The organism is Schleiferilactobacillus harbinensis (genome assembly GCF_008694105.1).
GTDB lineage: Bacteria > Bacillota > Bacilli > Lactobacillales > Lactobacillaceae > Schleiferilactobacillus > Schleiferilactobacillus harbinensis.
Genome location: NZ_CP041364.1, coordinates 147,560 through 171,231 on the forward strand (window position 1 = coordinate 147,560; position 23,672 = coordinate 171,231).

The following is a 23,672-nucleotide window of genomic DNA, read 5'->3' on the forward strand; positions in this document are numbered from 1 at the left end:
TAGTGCATCAATGCCGGTTGGACCAGCGCCGGTAGAAATAGGTGCCGAGAAAACCAATTAAGGATAGAAAACCGATCATCGCCCCTAGTACCAGATGAATCGGGAATTCGTTCTGATATTCCGCCCATGTCCGCGGCCCCCAGGGAATAAACAACACTCCGAGGACCAGCAAAATCAAACCAATTGCCAGATAACGCAAAGGAATCTGCGGTTGCGGCGGTTGATTTGCCGGTGCGTGGCGTCTTTGTTGAATTTGATTGATTAATAGGACAAGTGAAAAAAGCACTACAATACCTGGAACAATGAGTCGAATGAGTGAGTTGTTCATTGGTGAGTCCCTCCCATCAACATGAATCTATTTCTTTCGCCCTCAGCATACGCTGTCGCCGCGATCAGGACAATAATGAACGCTCTTTATTTTATTCGACTGCCAGCATACTCAATTTGGACCAAGTGGTATTGCGGCCATGGCGTCCAGTTGCGTGTCAGTTGCAACATGATCGGGCGACCGTTGATGGTGGCGTCGAAGTAGTGGATATGGCCGGCGTTATGGTTAAACTGGTCAGCATCGTCATTTTCGCCGTTGACCTGAATCGTCAGCGGCTTTTTCTTCAATAATTGGTGCAGATACATGTTCGTCGGACTAGCGTCACCGATGTCAAAAGGAATTACACTTCGTTTTTCTGGTAAAACGGTCCTAAAACGAAGTATGATTCAGACTTTCAACGTGAAGTAAGTACCGATGCTTTGCTTAAATTAGCCGTCCAGTGCGGAATCCTGATGTTTACCGAGCCAGTGCGGTACACTGGAACTATACGAGGAGGGATTTCAAATGGCTAACAAGGCACTCATTGTCTATTTCTCTTTGTCCGGATCGACTGAACAAGTGGCCGACCTGCTGGCAAAGATTTCCAATGGGACAGTACATCCAATCCAAGTGGTCACCCCGTTTCCGGAAGATATGTACAAGACCAACGATATTGCGGAAGCCCAGCGCGAGGATCATACCTATCCGGAATTATCTGGCAAGCTGCCCAACGTGGCGGATTACAGAATCATCCTGTTGGGCGGGCCGGTCTGGAATGGGCATCCAGCAACACCGCTGCTGCGCTTTTTACAGGACGTGAACTTGGGCAGTGTACCCGTGGCGCCTTTCTTCACTTATGCGACTGATCCGGGGGATTATGCCAAAGAAATTGACCGGCTGCTGGGGGCCAATAGCCTGGCGGCTTTGGGCATGGCGGATGCTGTCGTGGCGAAGACCAGCAAGGCGACGGCGGAATTACAGAAATGGTGGGATACGGTACGGCCTCGATAATCCATATTGTGTCGTTACGCGAAAAACCGGAGCTGCTGCCGACGATGATTCAATTCTTCCAGAATCATTGGGGCTCTCCAGAGAGCAATCCGGTCTACACGGATGCCCTGACGCACAGTGTCGCGCCAAACGGTCCGCTGCCCCAGTGGTATTTGGCGGTGTCGGCGGATAATCGGGTGGTGGGCGGCTGCGGCTTGATCCCCAACGATTTTATCAGCCGGATGGACCTGATGCCTTGGTTGTGCGCGTTATTTGTGGAACGCGACTTTCGCCAGCAGGGGGTCAGCCGGCAATTGATCGACCGGGTGGCAGCCGATGCTCGGCGGTTGGGTTTTGCCGATTTGTATTTAGGCACGGATCTGCTGGGCTTTTATGAGCAGCAAGCCTTTCACTATATCGGTGATGGTTACCAGCCCTGGGGCGCAAAGCTGCGGATTTATGAACGGCATTTATCATGATACGAGAAAAGCGGCCGCACTGGACCGCTTTTCTCGTATTCCGTTTAGTTTGCCCAAGGACCGGTGACGACCACCTTCCCAATCATGTGCCCAGATTCGACCAAGGCGTGGGCCTGCCGTAAATTGGCTGCGTTCAGCGGACTCAGCGTCTTGGTCAGTGTATTTTGCAAAGTGCCGGCATCCAGCATGGCGGCGGCACGGTCTAAAATCTCTCCTTGGGAAGCCAAGTCATAGCCGTACCAGGATTTAGAAAACATCCATTCCCAGGCAAAAGTTGCTCGTTTCTTGGTCAGCCGCTGCAAGTCGATGCCCTGGCGATTCTCGGTGATCGCCGCGATCCAGCCGTCGGGGCGGATCATCTCGGCGATTTCGGACCAATGCTCGTCCAAGTGGGACAGATTCAAGATATAATCGACGTTTTTAAACCCGGCCGCGTGCAGTTGCGCCGGCAATGGCTGGCGATGATTCAGGACCTGGTCGGCACCATGGGCCCGGACCCACTGCTGGGATTCCGGCCGGGAAGCGGTGGCGATGACTTGCAGGCCGGCCCAATGGGCGAGTTGCGTCGCCACGGAACCGACACCGCCGGAGCCGTTAATGATCAGGAGCGTATGGCGGGCGTTAGCGGCTTTGTTGTTCAACGGAATATGGAGCTTTTCGAACAAAGCCTCCCAGGCCGTTAAACTGGTCAGTGGCATGGCGGCAGCCTGGGCGTCGGTCAGTTGGGTGGGGGCATGGCCGACGATCCGTTCATCGACGAGCTGATATTCAGCGTCGCTGCCGGAACGCTTGTAACTGCCGGCATAATAGACCCGATCCCCTGGGTGGAACAGGGTCACCGCGTCACCAACAGCGGTGACAGTACCCAAAGCATCCCAGCCGATGATTTTCGGTTGGGCGAGCTGGCGGCGGCCGCCGCCCCGGGTGCCGGTATCCACCGGATTGACCGAGACCGCGTGCACATTGACCAGCAGATCATGGCCAGTTGGCACTGGCTGCGGCAGGGTCAGATCCTCTAAACTATGCGGATCAGAAATTGGTAAATGCTGCGTAAAACCGATTGCTTTCATGATTTGCAAACTTCCTTTCTCACTTGCAAACCCATGGTACCAACCCTACTATTGAAATGTAAGTGAGCAAAATGTAAGTGACCGAAGGAGGCCTGATTATGTCCCGTGAAATCTATGATTGTGCCGCCGGTTGTCCGGTGCAGAGCACCGTGCAGATCATTGCTGGCAAGTGGAAGAGTGTGATTTTGTACCATTTATTTCAGGGCGATGCGACCCGGTTCAGTACCTTGGATCGGGCAATTCCGTCGGTGACGGCACGGATGCTGGCGTTGCAATTGGCTCAGTTGGAAGAAGACGGTGTGATTGCCAAACAAGACAGTGACGACGACCGCCGGGCGACGGAGTATGTCCTCACGCCGTTTGGCCAAACACTCGCGCCGGTAATTGAGGCCATGGCCGCGTGGGGCGCGGCGTATAATGCGCGGGAGAAAGAACGGGTCTAAAGGGGCAGAGACCGCCTGTCACTTTAAAAAATCCTCTCTTTTTACTGTGTTTCTTTAAATGAACACTGTATAATTGTAGAAAAGACCAATCACTGGAGGGGTTCAGATGGGCAAGTCACTGGAATTACCCGAATTGCTGGAACAGCAGCTTGTTGATGGTATCCTGGCCGGCTACAAGGATTATTTAAGTATACGCCGATCTGCCCAGAAGCGGCTGGCAGTCAGCAGTGCTTATGCCTGGGTAAAGGGCAATCACATTGATTCGCAGGTCAAAGAAAAATGTGCCGATATTCCAGGAATCGAAGTGAAACACGATTTGGCTGGTTACGCCTGGGAATATCTCCAATTTTCGTACGACGATGCCAATGGTCAATCAATGATCATTGTTAAAAATCAGCGGGCAGCGGCGAGTAATTTTAATGAAAAGCCGCAACAGGCCGATCCTAAAAACTACTTGTATCAGTACGCCGGAATCAACAATGAACTGGTGAAAAAAGGCTACCTCAAAGGTAAACGTACAGGTGCCGGCGTGCAATTGGAATTGTCAATGCCGGAGTTGGCGGCCATCCAACAAAATGTGACAACGGACCAGCCGCAAGGCTTTAATCGTTTCTACATTGTCACTTATGAGATTGACGATGTTAAAATGATCAAGTCGATTCGCCTCACGATGCCCAAGCAAAACACCATGAGCCTATTTCAGGCGGCGGATCTGACACCAATGATTGCTAAAAGCGGTATTGATATCACCCCGGAAGAACTGGCCGTTGTGCAAAGGGATCGGGTACCAGCGAGCGTTTATTCACCGGATAATCAGCCATTCGGGTATGAGATTCCCGAGGGCGAGCAGAAAAAAGAACAGTAGGGTGAACGGAAGGATGAAACAACATGTTTTTCGGTGAGAAACTCAGGAATTTGCGGGAACTTAATGGTCTCTCCCGAAAAGAATTGGCGGATCGATTGACTGTTTCTGAACAGGCTGTTTGGCAATACGAAGCTGAGTCAATGGTGCCGGGCATTGGCGTATTAAACCATTTGCGGCAGCTTTTTCAGGTGGATACCAGATATTTTTTCACCAAAGATAGGCTGACTGCTGTTGCTACTGAAGAGCACGTGGCATATCGGGCCAGGGATCGGGAATCGCGGAAGAAAACCAAACTGGAACTCGCGTATATCAACTATTTGGATAACTATCTCAACTATTTTGAACGATTTCTTGTTTCCCCAACAGCGAGTATTCGAGCCCTGCAAAGGCGGATCATTGCGCTGGTTCAGGCGCATACCGAATTGACTGATACGGTTATTGCTCAGGCGGCCGAGGAGGCGCGGCAATTCCTTGGTCTCACGAGCAATCGAGATTTGATGTATGTGCTGGAAATGAGCGGCATCTATATCGTTGAGAAAGACTTGGGTCCGGTCGTTGATGCGTACAGCACGGTGACCAAAGACGGGCGGGCTTTTATTGTACTGGGTAATATTAAAAAGTCCGCGGTGCGCCGTAATTTTGATCTGGCCCATGAACTGGGGCACCTCTTGCTGCATACCACTGTGGACATGGCGACACTCACGAAGGCTGAGCATAAGCTCATTGAACAGCAGGCGAATATGTTTGCGTCCGTCTTTTTGATGCCAGCCGCGGCTTTCAAAGCAGACTTTACTAATCTGCGGCGGCGGTCCAATCCAGATTCCTACATTAAATTGAAGCAGAAGTATTTAGTGTCAATCGTGGCGTTGGAATACCGAGCGTACAAGTTGGGCTTGCTGACGTATCAGGAGAATCGTTATTTCTTTGGTCAAATGCATAAGAAAGGCTATGCGGCGCTGGAACCGTTGGATGATCAACTGGCACCAGTGCGGCCCAGCCGGATCAAGTCGCTGATTCAGCTGCTTTTCAGTAAGCAAGTACTGACGGTGAGTGACTTAGGCCAGACGTTACACGTGACCCCAGCATTTATTATCAGACTGTTCAGCTTGGATGCCAATTTCTTTGAACCGTATATGCAGCACAAGCAGGCGACGTTCTCTTCAGCAGAGATTATCCCTTTGAAACGGTCTGTGTAGAAATCCTTGAACAGAATGCTGAAATCCGACTAGGAAGACGGTTTAGAAACCCCTTGCATTCTCCCACCATATTTGCTAGTATAAATACAGATGCAAGGATTGTAACCGCTCTCTGAAGTGGGCAAAGCCTGTGATCGTTGGATTGGTCTATCTACGATAGACGACAGCGCACAGGCTTTTTCTATCCAATTCGCACGAAAGGAGGTAGACAAAGAATCGTGGAAGTTGAGAAGGTCTTCAATAACAACGTGGTCTTGGCCAAAGACCAGGATCAAGAAGTGGTGCTGATCGGCAAGGGTATCGGCTTTGGCAAGAAGCCGGGCAATCCGGTGACCGTCACCGCCCAGGTCGATGTGTATCGGCCAGCGGCGGCTAATTGGGTCAAGAACTTCCAAGAAGCGGTAACGGCCATTCCGCCGGAATACTTCGAAGTGGCGTCCCAGATCATCAAGACGGCGGCCGCTCAATTGCAAACAACGTTCAACAGTTACTTGCTGATCGCGCTGGCGGACCATATCCAGTTCGCCATTTACCGCCATCATCATGGCATGGATATCAAGAACGAACTGTTGTGGGAAATTAAGCGGATTTATCCCCGGGAATATGCCGTCGGGGAAGAAGCGCTGCGACTGGTCAATGACCAGTTTGACGTCACGCTGCTGCCCGACGAAGCCGGCTTCATGGCCATGAAGTTCGTGGAGAACAGCATGCAGGGCTCTACGGATCGCACGACTCGGGAAATGACCAAACTGATCAACGGTATGCTGGACGTCATTCAGTATCAGTTAAAAATGACGCTGGACAGCGACAGCCTGAGTTTCCAGCGCTTGCTGGTGCATCTGCGCTTTTTCGCCCAACGGACCGTGATGCGGCTGGCTGATCCCAACGCCAGCACCAAAGATGACTTTCTCTTCGATCACCTCGCTCAGAAATATCCCACCGCGTTTGCCTGTGCCCAGAAGGTCGTGACCTTCGTCACCAAGAGTACTGGCCATCCGGTGGCCCAGGGCGAGCAAGTCTACCTCACCGTTCACATCCAGCGGCTCCTTGCAGAGTCTCAGCAGCCATAATTTAATATCGGGATCGTAACTACTCAACTAGGCGAAACCCAAATCCTTTACTTCAGACCGCACGGCCGGAGTAACCGGTTTGGGTTTTTCTATTACTTACAGGAGGTTTTCACCATGGATCAAAAGCAGCTCGCCCAAGGCATCTTGACTGGTGTCGGCGGCAAAGACAATATTGAAAAAGCTTGGCATTGTGCTACCCGTCTGCGGTTCTATTTGAAGGATGATAAAAAGGCCGACACGCCCACCGTCGAAAAACTGGACGGTGTGATCACCGTCGTGAAGTCGGCCGGGCAGTATCAAGTCGTCATCGGTAACGCCGTGGCTAGCGTCTATGATGCACTGGCTGATCTGGCTGGCATCAGCGAGGATGAAGCACCCGTTGATAAAAAGGCTGAAAAGCAAGCCCAAGGCAGCATCGTCAACCGCTTTATCGGCTTTATCTCCGGCGTCTTCACCCCTTTCTTGGGCGCCATGGCCGGCGCCGGGATTCTGAAGGGGCTCTTGGCGCTGTTTACAGCCCTGGGCTGGATGTCCACAAAATCCGGGACTTATGAAATTCTTTACGCGGCCAGTGACGGGATTTTCTACTTCCTGCCGATCTTCCTGGCGTTTACTGCCGCCAAACAACTCCACGTTAGCCAATTCGTGGCCGTTGCCTTGGGTGCCACGCTGGTTTATCCGACCCTTGTGGCCACGGCGGGCAAGGGGACGGTCCTGCATTTCTTAGGGATTCCCGTGGTTTCCGCCACCTACACGTCCACCGTGATTCCCATTCTGTTGGCGATCTGGGTCCTTTCTTACCTGGAACCGGTCTTGGACAAAATCTTCCCGGAAGCGGTGCGCACGATCTTTACGCCGCTGCTTTCCCTGGCCATCATGGCCCCGGTGACTTTGATCGTCGTCGGCCCCATCGGCAGTGCCATCAGTAATGTGCTGGCTGCCGGCGTGATGGGGGTTTACAACTTCGCACCGTTCCTCGCTGGGGCCATCATGGGCGCCTTCTGGCAGGTCTTCGTGATCTTCGGCGTGCACTGGACGTTCGTGCCGCTGATGATGAACAATATTGCCAAGATGGGCTATGATCCGCTGCTGCCGATCCTGGCTGCCGCCGTTCTGTCCCAGGGCGGTGCCGCGCTGGGTGTCTTCCTCAAGTCTAAGAATCAGAAAATGAAAGCTCTTGCCGGGTCCGGGGTCATCACTTCCCTGTTCGGCATTACGGAACCAACGATTTACGGGGTCACTTTGAAATTGAAGCGGCCGTTCTATTGCGCCGTCGCCAGTGGCGCCATCGGCGGGGCCATCATCGGTGCCGGGGCCGTGCATACCAATGCCTTCGCGTTACCGTCTTTGCTGGCGGTGCCGGGCTATACAGGTAACGGTGTGGTGATTGGTTTGCTGGGGATCGCCGTCGCTTTCTTCGGCGGCGCGATTCTGACCTATCTGTTTGGGATTAAGAAAGAAGATAACGTGGCGGATGCGGCATCCGTCAGTCAAGATGGCGCCATTACCATTGACGCGCCGGTGGCCGGCACACTGATTCCGTTGAAGAACGTGGATGATGAAGTCTTCGCCACTGAAGCCATGGGTAAAGGCATTGCCATTGTGCCCACGGACAATACAGTGAAAGCCCCGGTCAGCGGGACAATCAGCGCCTTGTATCCTACCGGCCACGCCATCGGGATCACGGCCGATAATGGGGCCGAGATCTTGATCCATATTGGCATCAACACGGTTCAATTAAACGGCCAGTTTTTCGAAGCGCTAACGAAACAAAATGACCACGTCACTGTCGGCGATCCGTTGGTCAAGGCTGATTTTGCCCAAATCAAAGCGGCCGGCTACGATCCGACGGTGATGGTGATCGTCACCAATACGGCCAGCTATGCGGCCGTGACGCCCACCAGCGACACGGAGGCGGCTAGCCAACCGATCCTCACCTTGACCCCGCAAACTGAAACGACCACGGAAGGAGCAACTGCTGCTAATGTATAAACCAAATTATCCCCATGACTTTCCCCAAGACTTCCTGTGGGGCGGCGCCACTGCCGCCAACCAGATTGAAGGGGCGTGGAATCAAGACGGCAAGGGCCTGACCACGGCGGAAGTGGTCCGCCGGGCCAGCGACCGGAAGAAGATGTCCATGGGCGACGTCACCCGGGCCTCCATTGAGGCCGCGGTGGCCGATACCACCGATACCCATTACCCGAAGCGGCGGGGTAATGATTTTTATCACCGCTACGAGGAAGATATTGCCTTAATGGCTGAAATGGGCTTCAAAGTGTTCCGCTTCTCCATTGCCTGGGGCCGGATTTTCCCGAACGGTGACGATTCGACGCCCAACGCAGCCGGTTTAGCTTTCTATGATCGGGTCATCAGTACGTTGGCAAAGTACCACATCCAACCGTTAGTCACGTTGTCCCACTACGAAATGCCGATCCAGCTGACGCTGAAGCAAAATGGCTGGGCCAGCCGGGCCACGATCGCGGCGTTCACCCGGTTCACGGAAACGGTCTTTACCCACTTCAAGGGCCGTGTGCCGTACTATCTGACGTTCAATGAAATCAACACCGGCACCTGGGGCTTCCATGAAACTGGGGCGCTGGATGATGGTCTGAGCGCCAATGCCCAGCTGCAGCTGCGCTACCAAGCTTTGCATCACCAATTCGTGGCCAGTGCCTTGGCGACTAAACAGCTGCACACCATTGATCCTGCGGCCCAGATGGGCTGTATGCTGGCTCGGATGCAGACATATCCGGCAACACCGAAACCGGAGGATGTCCTGGCGGCCCAGCAGGCGGATCAGCGCAACCTGTTCTTTACGGATGTCCAAGCCCGGGGCGAGTATCCGGAGTATATGAATCGCTACTTTGCGGAACATCATATTCAGATCGCCATGCAGCCGGATGACCAAGCCGTATTGAAAGCCAATCCGGTGGACTTCATTTCGTTCAGCTACTACATGACCACCGTCACCGCGGCCGACCAGGGCGCCGCAATCAACGGCAACATGGCCACCGGCGGGCGCAACCCATATCTGAAGGAATCCGCCTGGGGCTGGCAGATCGACCCCATTGGTTTGCGGATTACCTTGAATGCCATGTGGGATCGGTACCGCAAGCCGCTGTTCATTGTAGAAAACGGGCTGGGCGCCGAGGATAAGCTCGCAGACGGCCAGGTGCATGACAGCTACCGCATCGACTACCTGCGGGCCCATATCCAGCAGATGAAGGAAGCCATCAGCGACGGTGTCTGTCTTCTGGGCTACACCATGTGGGGGCCTATCGACCTGATCAGTTTCTCCACGTCCGAGATGTCTAAGCGGTACGGTTTCGTCTACGTGGACCAAGATGACGAAGGCCACGGCAGTCTGCGCCGAATCAAGAAGGACTCGTTTGCTTGGTATCGGAAAGTTATTGCCAGCAATGGTACAGACCTGAATTAAGAAACATTAGTTATTGTTTGAAACCCCTTGCAATAAGATACCGACTTTGCTAGTATGTCTTTGTAAGCAAGGGTTGTAACCGCTCAAAGAAGTGGGCAAAGCCTGTGAACGTTGATTGGTCTATCTATGATAGACGGCAACGCACAGGCTTTTTGTATACCCTGGAAAGGGGGCCGGATTGCCCTGGCTTACCGCAATTATTGATACTCGGAATCGTAACGATTCAATTCGGTGAAACCAAGATTACCCGCGCTGCTGTCTTCAGCATGCTGGCGGTTTTGGACTTTACCCCTATTCAAGGAGGTTAGGCGATGGAGCAACAACAATTGGCCCAGGATATTCTGACCAATATCGGTGGTCGGCAGAATATTGAAGAGGTATGGCACTGTGCCACACGGTTACGATTTTATTTAAAGAATCCCGGTCAGGCACATACTAAGCGCGTAGAACAGCTCAAAGGCGTGATTACTGTGGTACAAAGTGCTGGCCAGTATCAGATCGTCATCGGCAATAACGTGGCTGGCGTCTATGAAGCGCTGATTCAAACTGCCGGCATCAATCCGGATGGTACTGCGCACGATATGGGCAAATCTGCCCGGGGTAATTTGCTTAATCGATTTATTGGTTTTATCTCCGGCGTGTTCACACCGTTTCTGGGGGCTTTGGCCGGAGCAGGGATTTTGAAAGGGTTGCTGACGCTGGCCAGTGCCATGTATTGGCTGCCACCCCAGTCCGGTACGTATCAAATTCTATTTGCGGCGAGTGACGCTTTGTTCTACTTTTTACCCATATTCTTAGCTTTCACCGCGGCCAAGCAGTTTCACGTTAGCCAATTCGTCGCGGTGACACTCGGCGCCACGCTGGTTTACCCCAGTTTGGTGGCCGCAGCCGGCAAGGGGACCAAACTGTATTTCCTCGGTATACCGGTCATCTCGGCTACCTATACGTCAACGGTGATTCCGATTCTTTTGGCGGTCTGGGTGCTTTCCTACCTGGAACCTGTGCTAAATCGGCTTTTTCCAGAGGCGGTTCGGACCATCTTCACACCGCTCTTTTCATTAATTATCATGGCACCGTTGACATTGATTGTGGTTGGGCCAGTCGGCAGTGCGATCGGCAACGGATTAGCCATTGGCGTGATGGCCGTTTATAATTTTGCCCCATTTCTAGCCGGGGCGGTCCTGGGTGCTTTCTGGCAAGTCTTTGTGATCTTTGGCGTCCACTGGACTTTTACCCCGCTAATTATGAATAACGTAGCAAAAATGGGTTATGATCCGTTGATGCCGATCCTAGCCGCGGCGGTACTGTCTCAAGGCGGGGCAGCATTGGGCGTTTTTCTACGCACAAAGGATAAAAAAATGAAAGCACTCGCCGGTTCGGGAGTGATTACGTCGTTGTTTGGGATTACTGAACCAACGATTTACGGAGTGACGCTGAAGCTCAAGCGACCCTTCTATTTAGCCGTTGCCAGTGGCGCGGTCGGCGGTGCAATTATTGGGCTGGGCGGGGTGCGCACTAGTGCCTTCGCGATGCCATCCCTACTCGCCATTCCAGGGTATCAAGGGCAGGGTATCCTAATCGGTTCGCTGGGCATTGCCGTGGCCTTCTTTGGGGCGGCGATACTGACGTATTTGGTTGGTGTGCCGAAGCAAACAGCAGAAGCAGGCGGCGAAGTGAATGAAGACATTCCTGTTTTTTCACCAGTTGCCGGCACATTGATCCCGCTCAATCGCGTGAATGATGAGGTGTTTGCCACAGAGGTAATGGGCCAGGGTGTCGCGCTGACGCCAGCTGCGGATACGATCCAAGCACCGGTGAGCGGGACCATTACGGCTTTGTATCCCACAGGCCACGCCATTGGAATCACGAGTGATCGCGGGATCGAAATTTTGCTGCATATTGGGATCAATACGGTGCAGCTCAACGGTCAGTTCTTCCAACTGCGGGTCCAGCAGAATGACCATGTGTACGTAGGCCAAGCATTGCTCCAGGTGGATTTTGCCCGGATTAAAGCGGCCGGGTATGATCCGACGGTGATGCTGGTGGTGACGAATACCGACCACTTTGCTGCGGTGACGCCCGCAACGCAAACGGTCGCGGCTGATCAACCGATCCTTATGGTCACGCCCAAGACAGAAAGTGCGGTAGTGGCACGTTCAGCCACTGCTGAAGAGTAACTACTTTGCACGTCAAAAAAAGCCCCGCGGGGCTTTTTTTGACGTGCAAAGTTCTAGAATTCTTCATAGACTGCTGGATCCTGGTTGTTATACCGGCCGTCCGGACGGGTCAGGGCATTGATTTTAGCCATGTCGGCGTCATCAATCGTGAAATCAAAGAGATTGAAGTTTTCCTCCTGACGGGACACGTGGGTCGACTTGGGAATCGGCAGGACCCCGCGCTGAATGTGCCAGCGCAAAATGATTTGACCGGGACCGCGGTGGTACTTTTCGGCCAGTTCGTTGATCACCGGGTTCTTCAGCACATTGTTGGCACTGGCTCGGCCCAGCGGACTCCAAGCTTCCGTCAGAATGTGGTGGGCCCGGTCGTAGTCGATTTGGGCTTGCTGATTGAAGAAGGGATGCAGCTCCACTTGGTTGATGACCGGCAGCACGCCGGTTTCCTTTTGCAGTTTATCAATGTGTTCCGGTAAGAAATTAGACACCCCGATGCTGCGGATCAGGCCGAACTTCTGGGCGTCAATGAGTGCCTGCCAGGCTTCGACGTATAGGCCTTCCTTAGGATTGGGCCAATGAATCAGATAGAGGTCGAAATAATCCAAGTTGGCCCGGTACAGCGACTCCTGAATTGTTTGCAAGGCCTCTTGATAGTGTTGATGGCGGCCGGGCAGTTTGGACGAAACCAGGATGTCGGCCCGGGGAATACCGCTGCGGCGAATGGCTTCACCAACGGCCCCTTCGTTTTCATAATTATAGGCAGTATCCAGCAGGCGATAGCCCACATTCAGCGCGGAGACCATGGCGTTAACGCCGCTGGCGCCGTTCAGCTTGTATGTACCAAAGCCCACTTTGGGCAATTGCAGACCATCAGCGAGAGTATAAGTTTCCATTGACGATATCAGCCTTTCTATTAATTATTCGGTGATTCTTTCAACCGTTGGGCAATGTCTTTCTTCGTACCGACCGAGATGAACAGCGGACCGTCGGATTGGGCCGGCAGACTGTCTTTCAAGTCACCTAAATCGTAAGCGTCAAAACCGATTTGGTCAATCAGGTCAATGACCGTGGCTTTGGCGTGCTTGTTGTCGCTGGCCACTGGCACGGCGATGCGCCGCGGGTCCCCGGTCGGCCGCGGCATGGCAGTGATGCGGGCCATGGCGATGGTATTAAAGGCCTTGACGACTTTCTTGCTTTGCAGCTGCCGGGCCACGAATTCCGATGTGGCTTCTTCGTGCTTCTGCAAGTTCATGATATTACCATCCCGATTCGGGAAATAGTTGGTAACGTCCAAAATGATTGGGTCATTCGGGAAAGGCGCCGGCAGTTCCCGCACCGCGAAGAACGGTACTGCCAAGACGACCAGGTCCTGTTTCGTCGCTTCCGCGATAGTGCCCGCACTGGCGTTGACCCCCAATTTTTCGATCAGCGGACTTAAACTTTCGACACTATGCCGGTGGCTCATCACGACGTGGTGACCAGCGTGGACGAACAGTTGCGCCAAGGCCTTGCCCACGTTACCAGTACCAATAAAACCAATGTCCATTTGTGACTCCCCCTTACTTTTTTCTTCCACTACCAGCATAGCACGCCGGGGCCGTAAGGGGTATGCAGACCACTTGTGGGAATACTCATTTCGCACAACTTTAAGTTGTGAATGATGAAACTTGAATATTCAATAAAGTTGATACAGTGGAGGGGCAGCGGACTGAGTAAACGGTTTCTTTGACTCAGCCTGCAGGGTGATATTCGGGGGGAACGAGACCAGGAGGCGTACGCGAAATGGAAAGACAGAATGGCAATTGGCGGCGATGGTGGCTGCGGTCAGCGTTGCTGGTGATGATGGGGATATCGTTGGTTGGGCCGAGCGGTGGAGTGCAGGCGGCGACGATTGGGGATGTGCTGGATAATACCGCCACGACGAATAACAAATTGTTGGATGCGAATGGCAAGGCGTGGAATATGTATTCCATTCCGCGACAGGTTTGGGATAAGGACGGCAAGAAGACGTATATCCAGCAGCGGGAACGGACGGCGGATGAGGGATCGTTTGTGAAACAGGGCTATTCTTGGAATAATCAAGGTATGCCGTTATCACCAGAAGATCCTAAAGAAAATACCGCACGATGGAACAACCAAGCATTGGGCTCCATCGCCTACATTTCTTTTAAAGACCCAAGTAGCAACGGGCCGATTGATTTGAAGTATGGGGAACCCTTCTTTTCTTTAAACTATGTGGATCGCAATGACTTAGTCAACGTAGAAAATCCTCTTGACGCGGCTAATTTCTCTGGATCAGGCAAAGGCGGGACCCCATTATCTCAATCTCAAAGCGGTAGTATTTTTAATCCGACGCAGGTTCAGTCTAAAATGAAACGCAGCGCCGCGACTAACAATAAATTTCGATTAGCCGACGGTGCGACGTTTGATAATGGGTTTATTCAGGCTACAGGGAACGTGCCGATTGCTGCTCAGATTGCGGAGTCAGAGAGTGCTGTTGACGGTATGTTAGCGGGTAATTGGGGCGTTATGGTCAGAATCAAAGTGGCTGATGGAATTGATGCACGATCGTTAGCAGCAGCTATTGATTGGGGCAAGTCGTATTATTATTTAACGGTTGATTCTGTCCAAATTTTCGGCACGCAGATTTCCGACCTGAATTTTCCGCTCCAGTTCGATCATCACGTGTATCTTGATCCAACGGATTCACACGTTTTTTTCTTAAAAGTGAAGGGAATTCCATACGGTTTCAAAGAAGAGTCTGGTAATCGTGCACAAATGTATTTGCCTCGAAGCAATGCCGACCACTTGGACTATTTGCACAACCGGAACATTAAAGGAAATAATGCTTACACACTAGACAAGATTAATGGCGATCAGCGGCCAACCACATTGAATGATTCAGCCTTGATTAATTGGAATCAGTTCAAACAACCGTCTTTTTTCACTAGTACAGAGAAAAACACTGCAATTTGGGATCCCTTTAAGGGTATGTTGACTGAGATGGTTGATAAAATCACAATTCCAGTCATTCCAGGAATTATGAAAAACGTGATTGGCTGGTTCACATCCAGTCCAATATACAGCCTTGGAGATTTAGGAAGAACTGCGTCTTTGCTCAATACGGCAAGACCTGCTGAAGATCGTAAGATGACCGTGTCAAAAGATTTTTGGGATTTATTGAAGAATTTTCTTCGCTCGCAAGCCATTGACCCAATCTTAAGTGCAATATCGAAAAACTTCATGAAGGCGCCGTTTCGTGGACGCGCCAGAATTAATTTTTCGTTTGACATAAGTAAATACAAGGGCAGTACCGATCCAGTCAAAGCAGCCTTCACCCAAGGTCGCTTACCGGCAGCACCCTATGCAGATGGTGAATTCAACCATGGCATGGGAACTGGCAGTTTGGCCAAGGACAATCCCGATCGGGCACCAATCGAAATTACGATGTACGATTCGTCTCAGTTAGTAGATCCATATTCGGTTAATGAGGGGATGCCAAGGGAAAAGCTTGATAAAAATCCAAGATTGCGTGGTCAGTTGCAGCCAGGGATCACACCCATGGATTACGCTGTTATTGATCAGAAATTTGTCGAGAATGGCGGCACTAAGTACAAGGTCTATTCAAACTTCTCCTCATGGACTGGCGCCATTGTGCCTTACGACCGGCATTATCATGAAAACAACGGGAGCAGTGACACACTGCATTCCAACGGGTAAGATTACCCCGGGTTTTTCCCGGCGCACGGCGACGCCGGATCCTGGCCGAGACGGTATTTTGGTGAATAATTCGGCCTCAGAAGAAGTACCGATTTATCCGATTGGTGATTTAAAGGGGTTTATGGATGACTTATTGCCCAAACCCAATGAAAAAAAGGCCGGAGTGATTGCGCCATCGCGCTATGCCAATGTATTCACTTACTATGACTATGACAATCCGAGTTCGGCCCCAGTACCGGTTAGCGATGAGGCGGGGCCAAAACAAATATATGTCGATCAGCATAGCGGTTTAGCAGTGAAGGTGACTAACCCCAAGGGTGTTAATGTGCAAACGAATAGTCAAGGAAAGGACGTAATGACGCGACCATTAGATGGAGAAGTATGGCACTACGAAGGTACTTTGAACGGTTTGCCATTGGCTGATGCAACAGTCCAGTTACGTCAGCCGCTCACGCCAACAATTGACCTGTCCACCCCGCGTTATATCTGGCTGAACCGCAGTGAAGTTAAGGCACCGCAGAAACGGGACACGAATGTCGGGACTTGGCGGGATCCACTTGGTGATTACACAGAAAACAAATTAACTGGCCAAATTTCATCAACACTGGCCCAGCAGGATGTGGTGTCATCGTCATTCAATGCCCCAGGCACAACGCACAGCATAGCGGCCAATTGGGCAGATGACAATCCCCAGGGGGATCCCAACAAGCCAGGACAATTCTCAGTCGACAAGGATAAAAAAGCCAAAATGTATTATCAGATGCCGCCGCAAAAGGCACCAAAAAGTACATTCTTCCGAGGAAAGGTCAAGGTGCAGAGAACGCAAGCAATTGAGACTTCCGCCGATATTACCATACCGACTACGGTTGCCGGCACAGCAGAAGATTACTATTTTGTCCTCCTAAATAATGATACCCCGGATGAAATGTGGTACACGATGAAGAAGTCCTTCGTCGAGACCGGCGATCCAACGATTCATTTCATGGATGGCAAAGAGACCAAATTTTCAATTGCAGCGACGGTAGACCCCAACGGTAAAGGGGTGGGCAAATATCCCCAAAATCTGATGTTGTACATTCCTAAGGTAAAGGGAACTAAATCGACCAATGTACGGGTTGCGGCGCCGACTGGGATGACGGTGAAGGCAGTCCCAGTAACCGTGCAGCCCAATCAATTGTCGGCGATTACAGACTACTTTGACACTTACCAGCTCACCTTTAATCGGGCAGTGGATAAGCCGTTTAGTTATACTTATGAATATGAGGTAACCAAGGCGACTGACATTCCTCGGGATGAGCCGTTCCAAGATATGCTGATGAGTGATACCCAGGCCTTGGCGATTTCCAACGGCCTCACTTTTGACGACCTCAAGGCTGTGAACCTGCATCATGTGCCCAATCTGGACTTCAAGAAACAGCCGGCCCCGGGAAGCAATGGGGCGATCTATGCGTTACCGGCAGAAAGTCTGGAGGAATCGTACTTTCAAGTGCGGGATAACGACCAGAGCATTGGCAAAACGCCGCATTCCTGGACGCTCACTGCGGCCATGTCGCCGTTCGTGGCCATTGGGGCCCAGGACCGGAATGACTTTAGGATTCATTGGGGCGGTCCATCAGTTACCAAGACCGGTCCGGTCGAGGGCAAGCCGGATGGCTATCACAACCCCACCGACCGCACCGTTTTCCCGGCCGGCAACCCGGCACCCAATGACTTTTGGAACTACTATAACCACCAGGCGGCGTATGTAACGGCGAATGACACGCCGACGGTATGCTATACACTGGATCGGTTGACCGAACCCGATGCCCAGGCGGCGGATTTGATCCGCTATTATCCAGAGGCCAAGCTGCAAGTGCCGACTGGCACCGGCGTGGTGCAGGATACGCAATATAAGGCGACGATTACGTATACGCTGACGACACCGGATTCGACGTTGAACTAACCAGTGACACCCCAGTTGTATATAAAAACACCGTTGATCAGTGGGAAAATCAACGGTGTTTTTATATCGTTTTGTGGGACATTATGGAGGCTACAGGGCTCGAACCTGCGACCCCTTGCATGTGGTGCAAATGCTCTCCCAGCTGAGCTAAGCCTCCAAAAACCAATAACAATAACTACTATACAACTCATCAGTGAAATTGCAACCCAGTGGGACAAAATTTCACCTTACTCCGCCGGCTTTTTCCCATCTTCAGGGCCACTTTTCGGATCATGCGCTGCATGCCACGATTTGATCTGCGCCAGCCGCGCCGCAAACTTGGCCTCCGACCCCTGATCCGTCGGGTGGTAGTACTCGTGACCCACCAGATTATCCGGCATCGTCTGCATGGTGGTCAGCTTATCCTTCGTATTGTGTGCATACTGGTAGTTCTCTCCATAATGCAGGTCCGCCATCAGCTTGGTCGGTGCATTGCGGATCTGCAGCGGTACCGGCTCAGCGGTAGTGGCCAGAGCGTCTTTCTTCGCGGCATCATAGGCCGTGTAAGCCGCGTTGGACTTCGGCGCCAGACTCAAATAGATCACGCATTGCGTCAAGTTCACCGTACACTCCGGCATGCCGATGAAGTGGGCCGCCTGGTAGGCCGCGACGGCAATCTCCAGCGCCCGGGAATCGGCCAGGCCCACGTCTTCACTGGCAAACCGCACCAGCCGGCGGGCAACGTATAATGGGTCCTCACCGCCCTCCAGCATCCGCGCCAGCCAGTAAATCGCGGCGTCGGGGTCGCTATTGCGCATGGACTTATGCAGTGCAGAAATGATGTTGTAGTGTTCTTCGCCTGTTTTATCGTAAAGCAGGGATTTCTTGCCCAATAACGGGACGAGTGTCTCCTTGGTTAAAGTAACCCCCGCTTTATTCCGGGGACTGTTCAGCACCGCCATCTCCAGCGTGTTCAATGCCACCCGGGCATCGCCGTTGGCAAACTCCGCCATGATCTGCAGTGCATCCTTACTAATGTGTACATGCTGCTTGCCCAGCCCCGCCGGACTGGTGGCGGCGCGCTGGATGATCGTCGCGATATCATCTGTGGTGAGGGGGTGGAGGACAAAGACTTTCGCTCGGGAGAGCAGGGCGGAATTGATTTCGAAGGACGGGTTCTCGGTCGTGGCGCCGATGAGAATAATGCTGCCTTTTTCAACGTAGGGCAAAAAAGCGTCCTGCTGGGCTTTGTTGAAGCGGTGGATTTCGTCTACAAAAACGATCGTCCGGTCGCCGTATTGCCGGTCTTCCTCGGCCGTTTTCATCACCTGCCGGATTTCCTTGATGCCGCTGGTCACCGCACTGAAATGAATGAAGTGCGCCTTGGTCTGTTCGGCAATGATTTCGGCCAATGTCGTTTTACCCGTTCCCGGTGGTCCCCAGAAAATCAGGGAAGGCACATCGTCATGATCGATCATGTCCCGCAACGGCCCGTTTTTACCCACCAGCTGATCCTGACCAACAAAATCCGCCAAAGTTCGCGGCCGCATCCGCGCCGCCAGCGGTTCACGGGCTTCATTGATGGAATCGAATAAGGATGACATGGGAGTGGCTCCTTTCTAATCAAAATTGAGATGCATCCTGAATTTTTCGGCGTGTCGAGTGCCAATGCGGAGCAATCGGAGGCAGAATGGGCTCAGCTGTGGAAACCACACGGCAGCTTTGCCGTCGATGTGGTTAGGCGTGTTTGAGACAGCGGTCTTTGCTGGCTCAAACCGCCGTCACAGCTAGCTACGCCTTCGGCTTCGCACTTGCTGCGCGTCGCCAGCCCAATTCTGCCGGAGATTGCGCAGCATTGGTACGGGTGCGGAAGCACAGAACTGTTTCTACGCCACTTTTCTGAAAATAGCTTTGAAATAACACCCTTAATCCCTTAAAATCAATAAGAATAAATTCCCGGGAGGAAAACATGCGTGCATAAAATGCCGTTTCGCAACAAACCGCCGGGCACTGCCATTGCCGTCCGTCACTGAACAACACATACCCGGAGGTAATTGCAATGCCTGATACAGCCAAGGCGAGGTCCCACTATATTCCGTGGATCGTCGTCGCGTTAATGGATTTTGTGACCGTTATTGGTTTCGACGATATTATTTATAACTTTCAGAATCAAGGTCTCGTGGCCGTCACCAGCTGGGTGCTGATGACCTTTCTCTACGTGATTCCTTATTCCTTAATTGTAGCGCATCTGGGCTCGACGTTCAGCGCCGACGCTGGCGGGATTACCAGCTGGGTGCGGGAAACCAATGGGGACCTGATCGGCTACTTCGCCGCCTGGTTCTACTGGATCACCGGCCTGCCCTACGTGGTGGATGTGGCCAATTCCGTGGTCGTGTCCTTTGGCTGGATGGTCAATGGGGACGGGGATATTCAGTCCCACATGACCAATGCCTGGTTCGGCCTGCTCACGGCAGTGGTATTCGTGCTCTTCATTTGGTTCCAAAGCCGCTTTAAGAACAAGTCGCTGGAGATCATGTCGGTGGTCGGCGGCGGGGCGATGTTCATCATGACCGTGCTTTTCGTGTTCATGACCATTGCCGGGTTGACGGCGGGTAATCCGATCAAGACCCAGCCGTTCAACTTTGGCGCATTTTTACCGAAACACTTCAATCTGCAATTTCTCGCTACCTTCGCCCTGTTCATCTTTGCTATGAACGGGTCGGAGCTGGCGGCGCCGTATACGGCGGACATGAAGCACCCCAGCCGGGATTTTCCCAAGGCCTTGAAGATGATCGCCGTGATGACTATGTTCATGACCCTGCTGGGGACGTTCTCCCTGGGGGTGTATTTCAATGCCCACCATCTGCCCAATGACTTGAAGATGAACGGGTCCTACTATGCCTTCCAAGCGATTGGCCGCCAGTTCGGGCTGGGCAACATCCTGCTCTATCTGTTTGCCGGCGTCCAATGTATTTACATGCTGGCTCAGCTGGCGGTGATTCTGGACGCGTCCACCCGGGTCTTTCTGGGGGATATGGCCAAAAAATATATGCCCACGCAGCTGACGAAAGTCAACGATGCCGGCCTGCCGATCAACGGTTACTGGATGACGACGATCCTGTGCGGCATCATCATGGTTGTGGCCGGCTTTCTGCCTCAAATCAACGACATCTTCAACTGGCTGCTCAACCTGAACGGGATCGTCTCACCATTCTCCACCTGCTTCCTGTTCTGGGCGTTCATGATGGTCCGGCTGCATTCTGACCGGTATCCGACGCCGAGTTATACGTATTTGAAAAACGACAAGGTCGGCTTCATCGTTGGCCTGTGGATGTTTGCCATCACGCTGTTCTTCGCCATCATGGCCTTCCAACCGGTGGACGCGAAACCGGGCACGCGGCTGTATACCTGGTCGCTGATCCTGAACATCCTGGTGACCCTGGGGATGGTCCTTCTAGGCGTCCTGATGCCTTGGATCGCCAAGCGTCAGCGGCAGCACGGTTTGGCGTTTGGCCGGCCGATGTGGTATCTGGCCACCGTCATTCTGGTGGTCGGCGGCGTGGCCATCTTCAGTTACGGGATTTATCAAGAAATCGTCCCGGCCAGCTTCGGGATTTGGCGGATCGTCATCACCGTGCTGGTGGACATCGCTGTGGCCTGGTGGGGATTGAAAGTGACCGCCAACGGGCGCAAGCAGATAATTGCTGAATAGCAGGAATTAAATAACACCGGCGGCCGAAAATCAGCTGGCCGGTGTTATTTAATTGCCCGATTATTTGGCCCAATCACCGTTACGGAATACGGGAATCCGCGTCCCGTCGGCCTTGATGCCGTCGATATCCATATCGGCACTGCCGACCATGAAGTCCACGTGGACTAAACTGCGGTTGAGGCCGGCAGCCTGCAATTGGTCGTCGGTCATGGCGGTGCCGCCGGCAACGGAGAAGGGATAGGCCGCGCCCAGCGCCAGATGGTCCGAGGCATTTTCGTCAAACAGCGTACTATAGAAAATAATGCCGGATCGCGAAATGGGCGAGGGGTCCGGCACCAGCGCAACTTCGCCCAGAGAGCGAGCGCCGGCATCCGTTGCCAGCAGCTGCTGGAGCACGGTGTCGCCTTGATCGGCATGGGCCTGGACGACTCGGCCGGCCTTGAACTCGAACCACATCCCGCTGATGGTCTGGCCGCCGTAAACCAGCGGTTTGGTGGCCGTTACCCGGCCATCAATGCGGGTCCGGTCGGGGGCGGTGAAGACTTCCTCGGTGGGCATGTTCGGAACGAAGTTGTCGCCCTCGGGGTTTTGCGCCGTGGCTGCCTCCCAGACGTGGTGGGCCGGCAGGCCGATGGTTAGGTCGGTACGCGGTGAGGTGTAGTGCAGCGCGGTGAATTGCTGCTGATTCAGCCACTGGGCGCGGGCTGTGAGATCGGCAATGTGCCGGTCCCAGGCGCTCTGGTAATCATCTTCAGTCAAGCGGACCGTTGTGAAAATCGCTTTCCAGAGTTTCTGTGTCGCGGCAGCAGCGCTGAGATCAGGGAAGACAACTTGGGCCCAAGCGGGGCTGGCCGCGGCCACGACGGTCCAGGAAATATCATTATTTTGCACCGCATCCCGCCACGGCCGATTGACCGCACCCAGAGCCTGCTGGTATTTGGCGGCCTTCTCTGAATCCACCCCGTGCAGGGCATTGGGATCCTGGGAAACGACCGAGATCCGTTTGGCCTTGTGCTGCAGCCAATAACGGACCTTGGCCGATTGGTGGCGGGGGACAGCGACCAGCCGTTCCGTTGTTTCGTGCAGCAGGCGCTGGCGGGTAATGGCGTCGTCGTGCCATTCCACCAGGACTTCCGCCGCCCCAGCGGCGTAGGCCGCAGCGACGATTTTCTCCGCCAGCACCGTCTGGTCGGTACTGATTCCCAGCAAAACGGTGTCGCCCGCCTTGATCTGGACACCGTACTGGACAATGAGGTCTGCATAGCGGGAAAGCTGTTCAGAAAAACTATGGGACATACAAATTCCTCATTTCTAAAATAACAGATTTGTGTCACTCAGTATAACACAGCCGTGGGATGGCGGCTGGTTAACAGAACGGCCAGAATTTTTCGCGAAAAAGAATAGTTAAAAAACGTTTGTTAATTGTGCACAATGTGATAATATAACGGTGGAGGAAATTGCAACAACAGACCGAATTTTATAAGTCGGCTTTTCCGTTCACCTCGGACGTGTATGCAACGTGTGAAAAATAACGTGGTATTGAGTAAGGAGGCGCACCATGGCACGTAAGAAGACAATAACTCGCGAGATGATCCTCACCAGTGCCTACGACCTTGTCGTGAGTGAGGGATTCAAGAGTTTTACGGCCCGGAACATTGCCAAGGCAATGGGTTGTTCGACCCAACCGCTGTACCTGGAGTTCAGCTGCATGGATGATTTGAAGCGGGCAGTGATCGACAAGATCCAGGATTACCTGCGGTCCGACGTGTTTAACCGGCATTATACCGGCGATCCGCTGATCGACTTGGCGTTATCTTATATAGATTTGGCCAAGAATGACAAGCAGCTGTACCGGGCCATTTATATCGAGGATCATTTCGGCCACGAAGCCATGCGGCGATTCTGCTATGAATTGGGCATGGAGCGGCTGCAGATGTATCCGGAGATCCAGCAACTGTCGGAACGCCGTAAAAAAGACATCATTACCGGTAACTGGATTATTTCCACCGGTTTATCCGCCTTGGTTTCGGCCGGCTACTTGGATATTTCTCAGGATCAGATGGTCCAGATCCTGACGGCCCAGATCAATGATTTTATCGCCAATGATCGGTTCCACAGCAACGATAAGACCCCGGTGCATCAGACTTTGACCCGGACCAGCGACACGCGGGTCCGGCCGCAGATCAACATTCGCTAATCTTTTTGGGGACACTTGGGAGATCAAAGCGCCGTACCAGCTAGGTATCACTTGGCTGGTACGGCGTTTTGCTATACCTTGGCGCT

20 protein-coding genes and 1 tRNA gene are annotated in these 23,672 nt (G+C 52.9%); 13 read left to right on the forward strand and 8 right to left on the reverse strand.

The genetic code is table 11. The annotated features are described in order from the left end of the window. Positions 1 to 7 precede the first annotated feature (7 nt). Positions 8 to 328: a hypothetical protein gene (locus FMM01_RS00830; protein WP_150391430.1), complete on the reverse strand. Its 321-nt coding sequence runs from the start codon at positions 326 to 328 to the stop codon at positions 8 to 10. 86 nt (positions 329 to 414) lie between these two features. After that, the gene (locus FMM01_RS00835; RefSeq protein ID WP_150391431.1) at positions 415 to 633 is read right to left on the reverse strand and encodes a hypothetical protein; all 219 of its coding nucleotides are present in this window, start codon (positions 631 to 633) and stop codon (positions 415 to 417) included. Positions 634 to 832: 199 nt separating this feature from the next. Between FMM01_RS00835 and FMM01_RS00840 the strand changes: the two genes are divergently transcribed. Together FMM01_RS00840 and FMM01_RS00845 are read left to right on the forward strand one after the other, a co-directional pair. Then, positions 833 to 1,318 carry a flavodoxin gene (locus FMM01_RS00840; RefSeq protein ID WP_063516410.1) on the forward strand — a complete coding sequence of 162 codons (486 nt, stop codon included), beginning with the start codon at positions 833 to 835 and terminating at the stop codon, positions 1,316 to 1,318. After that, positions 1,318 to 1,776: a GNAT family N-acetyltransferase gene (locus FMM01_RS00845; RefSeq protein WP_201782790.1), complete on the forward strand. Its 459-nt coding sequence runs from the start codon at positions 1,318 to 1,320 to the stop codon at positions 1,774 to 1,776. The genes FMM01_RS00840 and FMM01_RS00845 overlap by 1 nt, the downstream gene beginning before the upstream one ends. Before the next feature lie 44 nt (positions 1,777 to 1,820). Here FMM01_RS00845 and FMM01_RS00850 read toward each other — a convergent pair whose 3' ends face one another. Continuing rightward, the gene (locus FMM01_RS00850; protein ID WP_150391432.1) at positions 1,821 to 2,846 is read right to left on the reverse strand and encodes a zinc-binding alcohol dehydrogenase family protein; all 1,026 of its coding nucleotides are present in this window, start codon (positions 2,844 to 2,846) and stop codon (positions 1,821 to 1,823) included. A gap of 98 nt (positions 2,847 to 2,944) precedes the next feature. Between FMM01_RS00850 and FMM01_RS00855 the strand changes: the two genes are divergently transcribed. From FMM01_RS00855 to FMM01_RS00885, 7 genes are all read left to right on the forward strand, one after another. Next, positions 2,945 to 3,289, forward strand: coding sequence for a winged helix-turn-helix transcriptional regulator (locus FMM01_RS00855; RefSeq protein ID WP_063516412.1), 345 nt, complete (start codon positions 2,945 to 2,947; stop codon positions 3,287 to 3,289). A 106-nt stretch (positions 3,290 to 3,395) separates the two neighbouring features. After that, on the forward strand, positions 3,396 to 4,154 hold the full coding sequence (locus FMM01_RS00860) for a spr1630 family ClpXP-sensitive toxin (protein ID WP_063516413.1): 759 nt from the start codon (positions 3,396 to 3,398) through the stop codon (positions 4,152 to 4,154). A 23-nt stretch (positions 4,155 to 4,177) separates the two neighbouring features. After that, the gene (locus FMM01_RS00865) at positions 4,178 to 5,350 is read left to right on the forward strand and encodes a spr1629 family repressor/antitoxin (protein ID WP_150391433.1); all 1,173 of its coding nucleotides are present in this window, start codon (positions 4,178 to 4,180) and stop codon (positions 5,348 to 5,350) included. 218 nt (positions 5,351 to 5,568) lie between these two features. Continuing rightward, the gene (locus tag FMM01_RS00870) at positions 5,569 to 6,420 is read left to right on the forward strand and encodes a PRD domain-containing protein (protein WP_150391434.1); all 852 of its coding nucleotides are present in this window, start codon (positions 5,569 to 5,571) and stop codon (positions 6,418 to 6,420) included. 114 nt (positions 6,421 to 6,534) lie between these two features. After that, positions 6,535 to 8,412 carry a beta-glucoside-specific PTS transporter subunit IIABC gene (locus tag FMM01_RS00875; RefSeq protein WP_150391435.1) on the forward strand — a complete coding sequence of 626 codons (1,878 nt, stop codon included), beginning with the start codon at positions 6,535 to 6,537 and terminating at the stop codon, positions 8,410 to 8,412. Next, positions 8,405 to 9,862 (forward strand): glycoside hydrolase family 1 protein, encoded by a 1,458-nt coding sequence (locus FMM01_RS00880; RefSeq protein ID WP_150391436.1) that lies wholly within the window; start codon positions 8,405 to 8,407, stop codon positions 9,860 to 9,862. The genes FMM01_RS00875 and FMM01_RS00880 overlap by 8 nt, the downstream gene beginning before the upstream one ends. Before the next feature lie 311 nt (positions 9,863 to 10,173). Then, complete coding sequence (locus tag FMM01_RS00885) at positions 10,174 to 12,039, forward strand: beta-glucoside-specific PTS transporter subunit IIABC (protein ID WP_150391437.1); 1,866 nt, start codon at positions 10,174 to 10,176, stop codon at positions 12,037 to 12,039. Between the two features lie 53 nt (positions 12,040 to 12,092). Here FMM01_RS00885 and FMM01_RS00890 read toward each other — a convergent pair whose 3' ends face one another. Both FMM01_RS00890 and FMM01_RS00895 read right to left on the reverse strand, forming a co-directional pair. Then, entirely contained in the window at positions 12,093 to 12,929 is an 837-nt protein-coding gene (locus FMM01_RS00890) for an aldo/keto reductase (protein ID WP_027829356.1), read from the reverse strand. 20 nt (positions 12,930 to 12,949) lie between these two features. Next, positions 12,950 to 13,582, reverse strand: a complete 633-nt coding sequence (locus FMM01_RS00895) for an NADPH-dependent F420 reductase (protein ID WP_063516417.1) — start codon at positions 13,580 to 13,582, stop codon at positions 12,950 to 12,952. A gap of 236 nt (positions 13,583 to 13,818) precedes the next feature. Between FMM01_RS00895 and FMM01_RS00900 the strand changes: the two genes are divergently transcribed. Continuing rightward, positions 13,819 to 15,756 (forward strand): hypothetical protein, encoded by a 1,938-nt coding sequence (locus FMM01_RS00900; protein ID WP_150391438.1) that lies wholly within the window; start codon positions 13,819 to 13,821, stop codon positions 15,754 to 15,756. Beyond that, complete coding sequence (locus FMM01_RS00905) at positions 15,713 to 17,698, forward strand: hypothetical protein (protein WP_150391439.1); 1,986 nt, start codon at positions 15,713 to 15,715, stop codon at positions 17,696 to 17,698. Before FMM01_RS00900 ends, FMM01_RS00905 begins: the two co-directional genes overlap by 44 nt. 84 nt (positions 17,699 to 17,782) lie before the next feature. Here the strand turns inward: FMM01_RS00905 and FMM01_RS00910 are convergent. Then, positions 17,783 to 17,855: transfer RNA gene (locus FMM01_RS00910), tRNA-Val, on the reverse strand. A 70-nt stretch (positions 17,856 to 17,925) separates the two neighbouring features. Then, complete coding sequence (locus tag FMM01_RS00915; RefSeq protein ID WP_150391440.1) at positions 17,926 to 19,281, reverse strand: replication-associated recombination protein A; 1,356 nt, start codon at positions 19,279 to 19,281, stop codon at positions 17,926 to 17,928. Between the two features lie 455 nt (positions 19,282 to 19,736). On the opposite strand from FMM01_RS00915, the gene FMM01_RS00925 reads away from it, so the two are divergent. Next, positions 19,737 to 21,389 carry an APC family permease gene (locus FMM01_RS00925; protein WP_150391441.1) on the forward strand — a complete coding sequence of 551 codons (1,653 nt, stop codon included), beginning with the start codon at positions 19,737 to 19,739 and terminating at the stop codon, positions 21,387 to 21,389. A gap of 60 nt (positions 21,390 to 21,449) precedes the next feature. Here FMM01_RS00925 and FMM01_RS00930 read toward each other — a convergent pair whose 3' ends face one another. Then, the gene (locus tag FMM01_RS00930) at positions 21,450 to 22,685 is read right to left on the reverse strand and encodes an aminopeptidase (protein WP_150391442.1); all 1,236 of its coding nucleotides are present in this window, start codon (positions 22,683 to 22,685) and stop codon (positions 21,450 to 21,452) included. Between the two features lie 262 nt (positions 22,686 to 22,947). Here FMM01_RS00930 and FMM01_RS00935 point away from each other — a divergent pair, with 262 nt between their 5' ends. Then, the gene (locus FMM01_RS00935) at positions 22,948 to 23,586 is read left to right on the forward strand and encodes a TetR/AcrR family transcriptional regulator (RefSeq protein WP_063515374.1); all 639 of its coding nucleotides are present in this window, start codon (positions 22,948 to 22,950) and stop codon (positions 23,584 to 23,586) included. Positions 23,587 to 23,672 lie beyond the last annotated feature (86 nt).

Excerpts from the sequence above, each read along its gene's own strand:
- FMM01_RS00830 (WP_150391430.1), bottom strand. The coding sequence starts at position 328 with ATGAACAACTCACTCATTCGACTCATTGTTCCAGGTATTGTAGTGCTT.
- FMM01_RS00835 (WP_150391431.1), bottom strand. The coding sequence starts at position 633 with ATGTATCTGCACCAATTATTGAAGAAAAAGCCGCTGACGATTCAGGTC.
- FMM01_RS00840 (WP_063516410.1), top strand. The coding sequence starts at position 833 with ATGGCTAACAAGGCACTCATTGTCTATTTCTCTTTGTCCGGATCGACT.
- FMM01_RS00850 (WP_150391432.1), bottom strand. The coding sequence starts at position 2,846 with ATGAAAGCAATCGGTTTTACGCAGCATTTACCAATTTCTGATCCGCAT.
- FMM01_RS00855 (WP_063516412.1), top strand. The coding sequence starts at position 2,945 with ATGTCCCGTGAAATCTATGATTGTGCCGCCGGTTGTCCGGTGCAGAGC.
- FMM01_RS00860 (WP_063516413.1), top strand. The coding sequence starts at position 3,396 with ATGGGCAAGTCACTGGAATTACCCGAATTGCTGGAACAGCAGCTTGTT.
- FMM01_RS00865 (WP_150391433.1), top strand. The coding sequence starts at position 4,178 with ATGTTTTTCGGTGAGAAACTCAGGAATTTGCGGGAACTTAATGGTCTC.
- FMM01_RS00875 (WP_150391435.1), top strand. The coding sequence starts at position 6,535 with ATGGATCAAAAGCAGCTCGCCCAAGGCATCTTGACTGGTGTCGGCGGC.
- FMM01_RS00880 (WP_150391436.1), top strand. The coding sequence starts at position 8,405 with ATGTATAAACCAAATTATCCCCATGACTTTCCCCAAGACTTCCTGTGG.
- FMM01_RS00885 (WP_150391437.1), top strand. The coding sequence starts at position 10,174 with ATGGAGCAACAACAATTGGCCCAGGATATTCTGACCAATATCGGTGGT.
- FMM01_RS00890 (WP_027829356.1), bottom strand. The coding sequence starts at position 12,929 with ATGGAAACTTATACTCTCGCTGATGGTCTGCAATTGCCCAAAGTGGGC.
- FMM01_RS00895 (WP_063516417.1), bottom strand. The coding sequence starts at position 13,582 with ATGGACATTGGTTTTATTGGTACTGGTAACGTGGGCAAGGCCTTGGCG.
- FMM01_RS00900 (WP_150391438.1), top strand. The coding sequence starts at position 13,819 with ATGGAAAGACAGAATGGCAATTGGCGGCGATGGTGGCTGCGGTCAGCG.
- FMM01_RS00905 (WP_150391439.1), top strand. The coding sequence starts at position 15,713 with ATGAAAACAACGGGAGCAGTGACACACTGCATTCCAACGGGTAAGATT.
- FMM01_RS00915 (WP_150391440.1), bottom strand. The coding sequence starts at position 19,281 with ATGTCATCCTTATTCGATTCCATCAATGAAGCCCGTGAACCGCTGGCG.
- FMM01_RS00925 (WP_150391441.1), top strand. The coding sequence starts at position 19,737 with ATGCCTGATACAGCCAAGGCGAGGTCCCACTATATTCCGTGGATCGTC.
- FMM01_RS00930 (WP_150391442.1), bottom strand. The coding sequence starts at position 22,685 with ATGTCCCATAGTTTTTCTGAACAGCTTTCCCGCTATGCAGACCTCATT.
- FMM01_RS00935 (WP_063515374.1), top strand. The coding sequence starts at position 22,948 with ATGGCACGTAAGAAGACAATAACTCGCGAGATGATCCTCACCAGTGCC.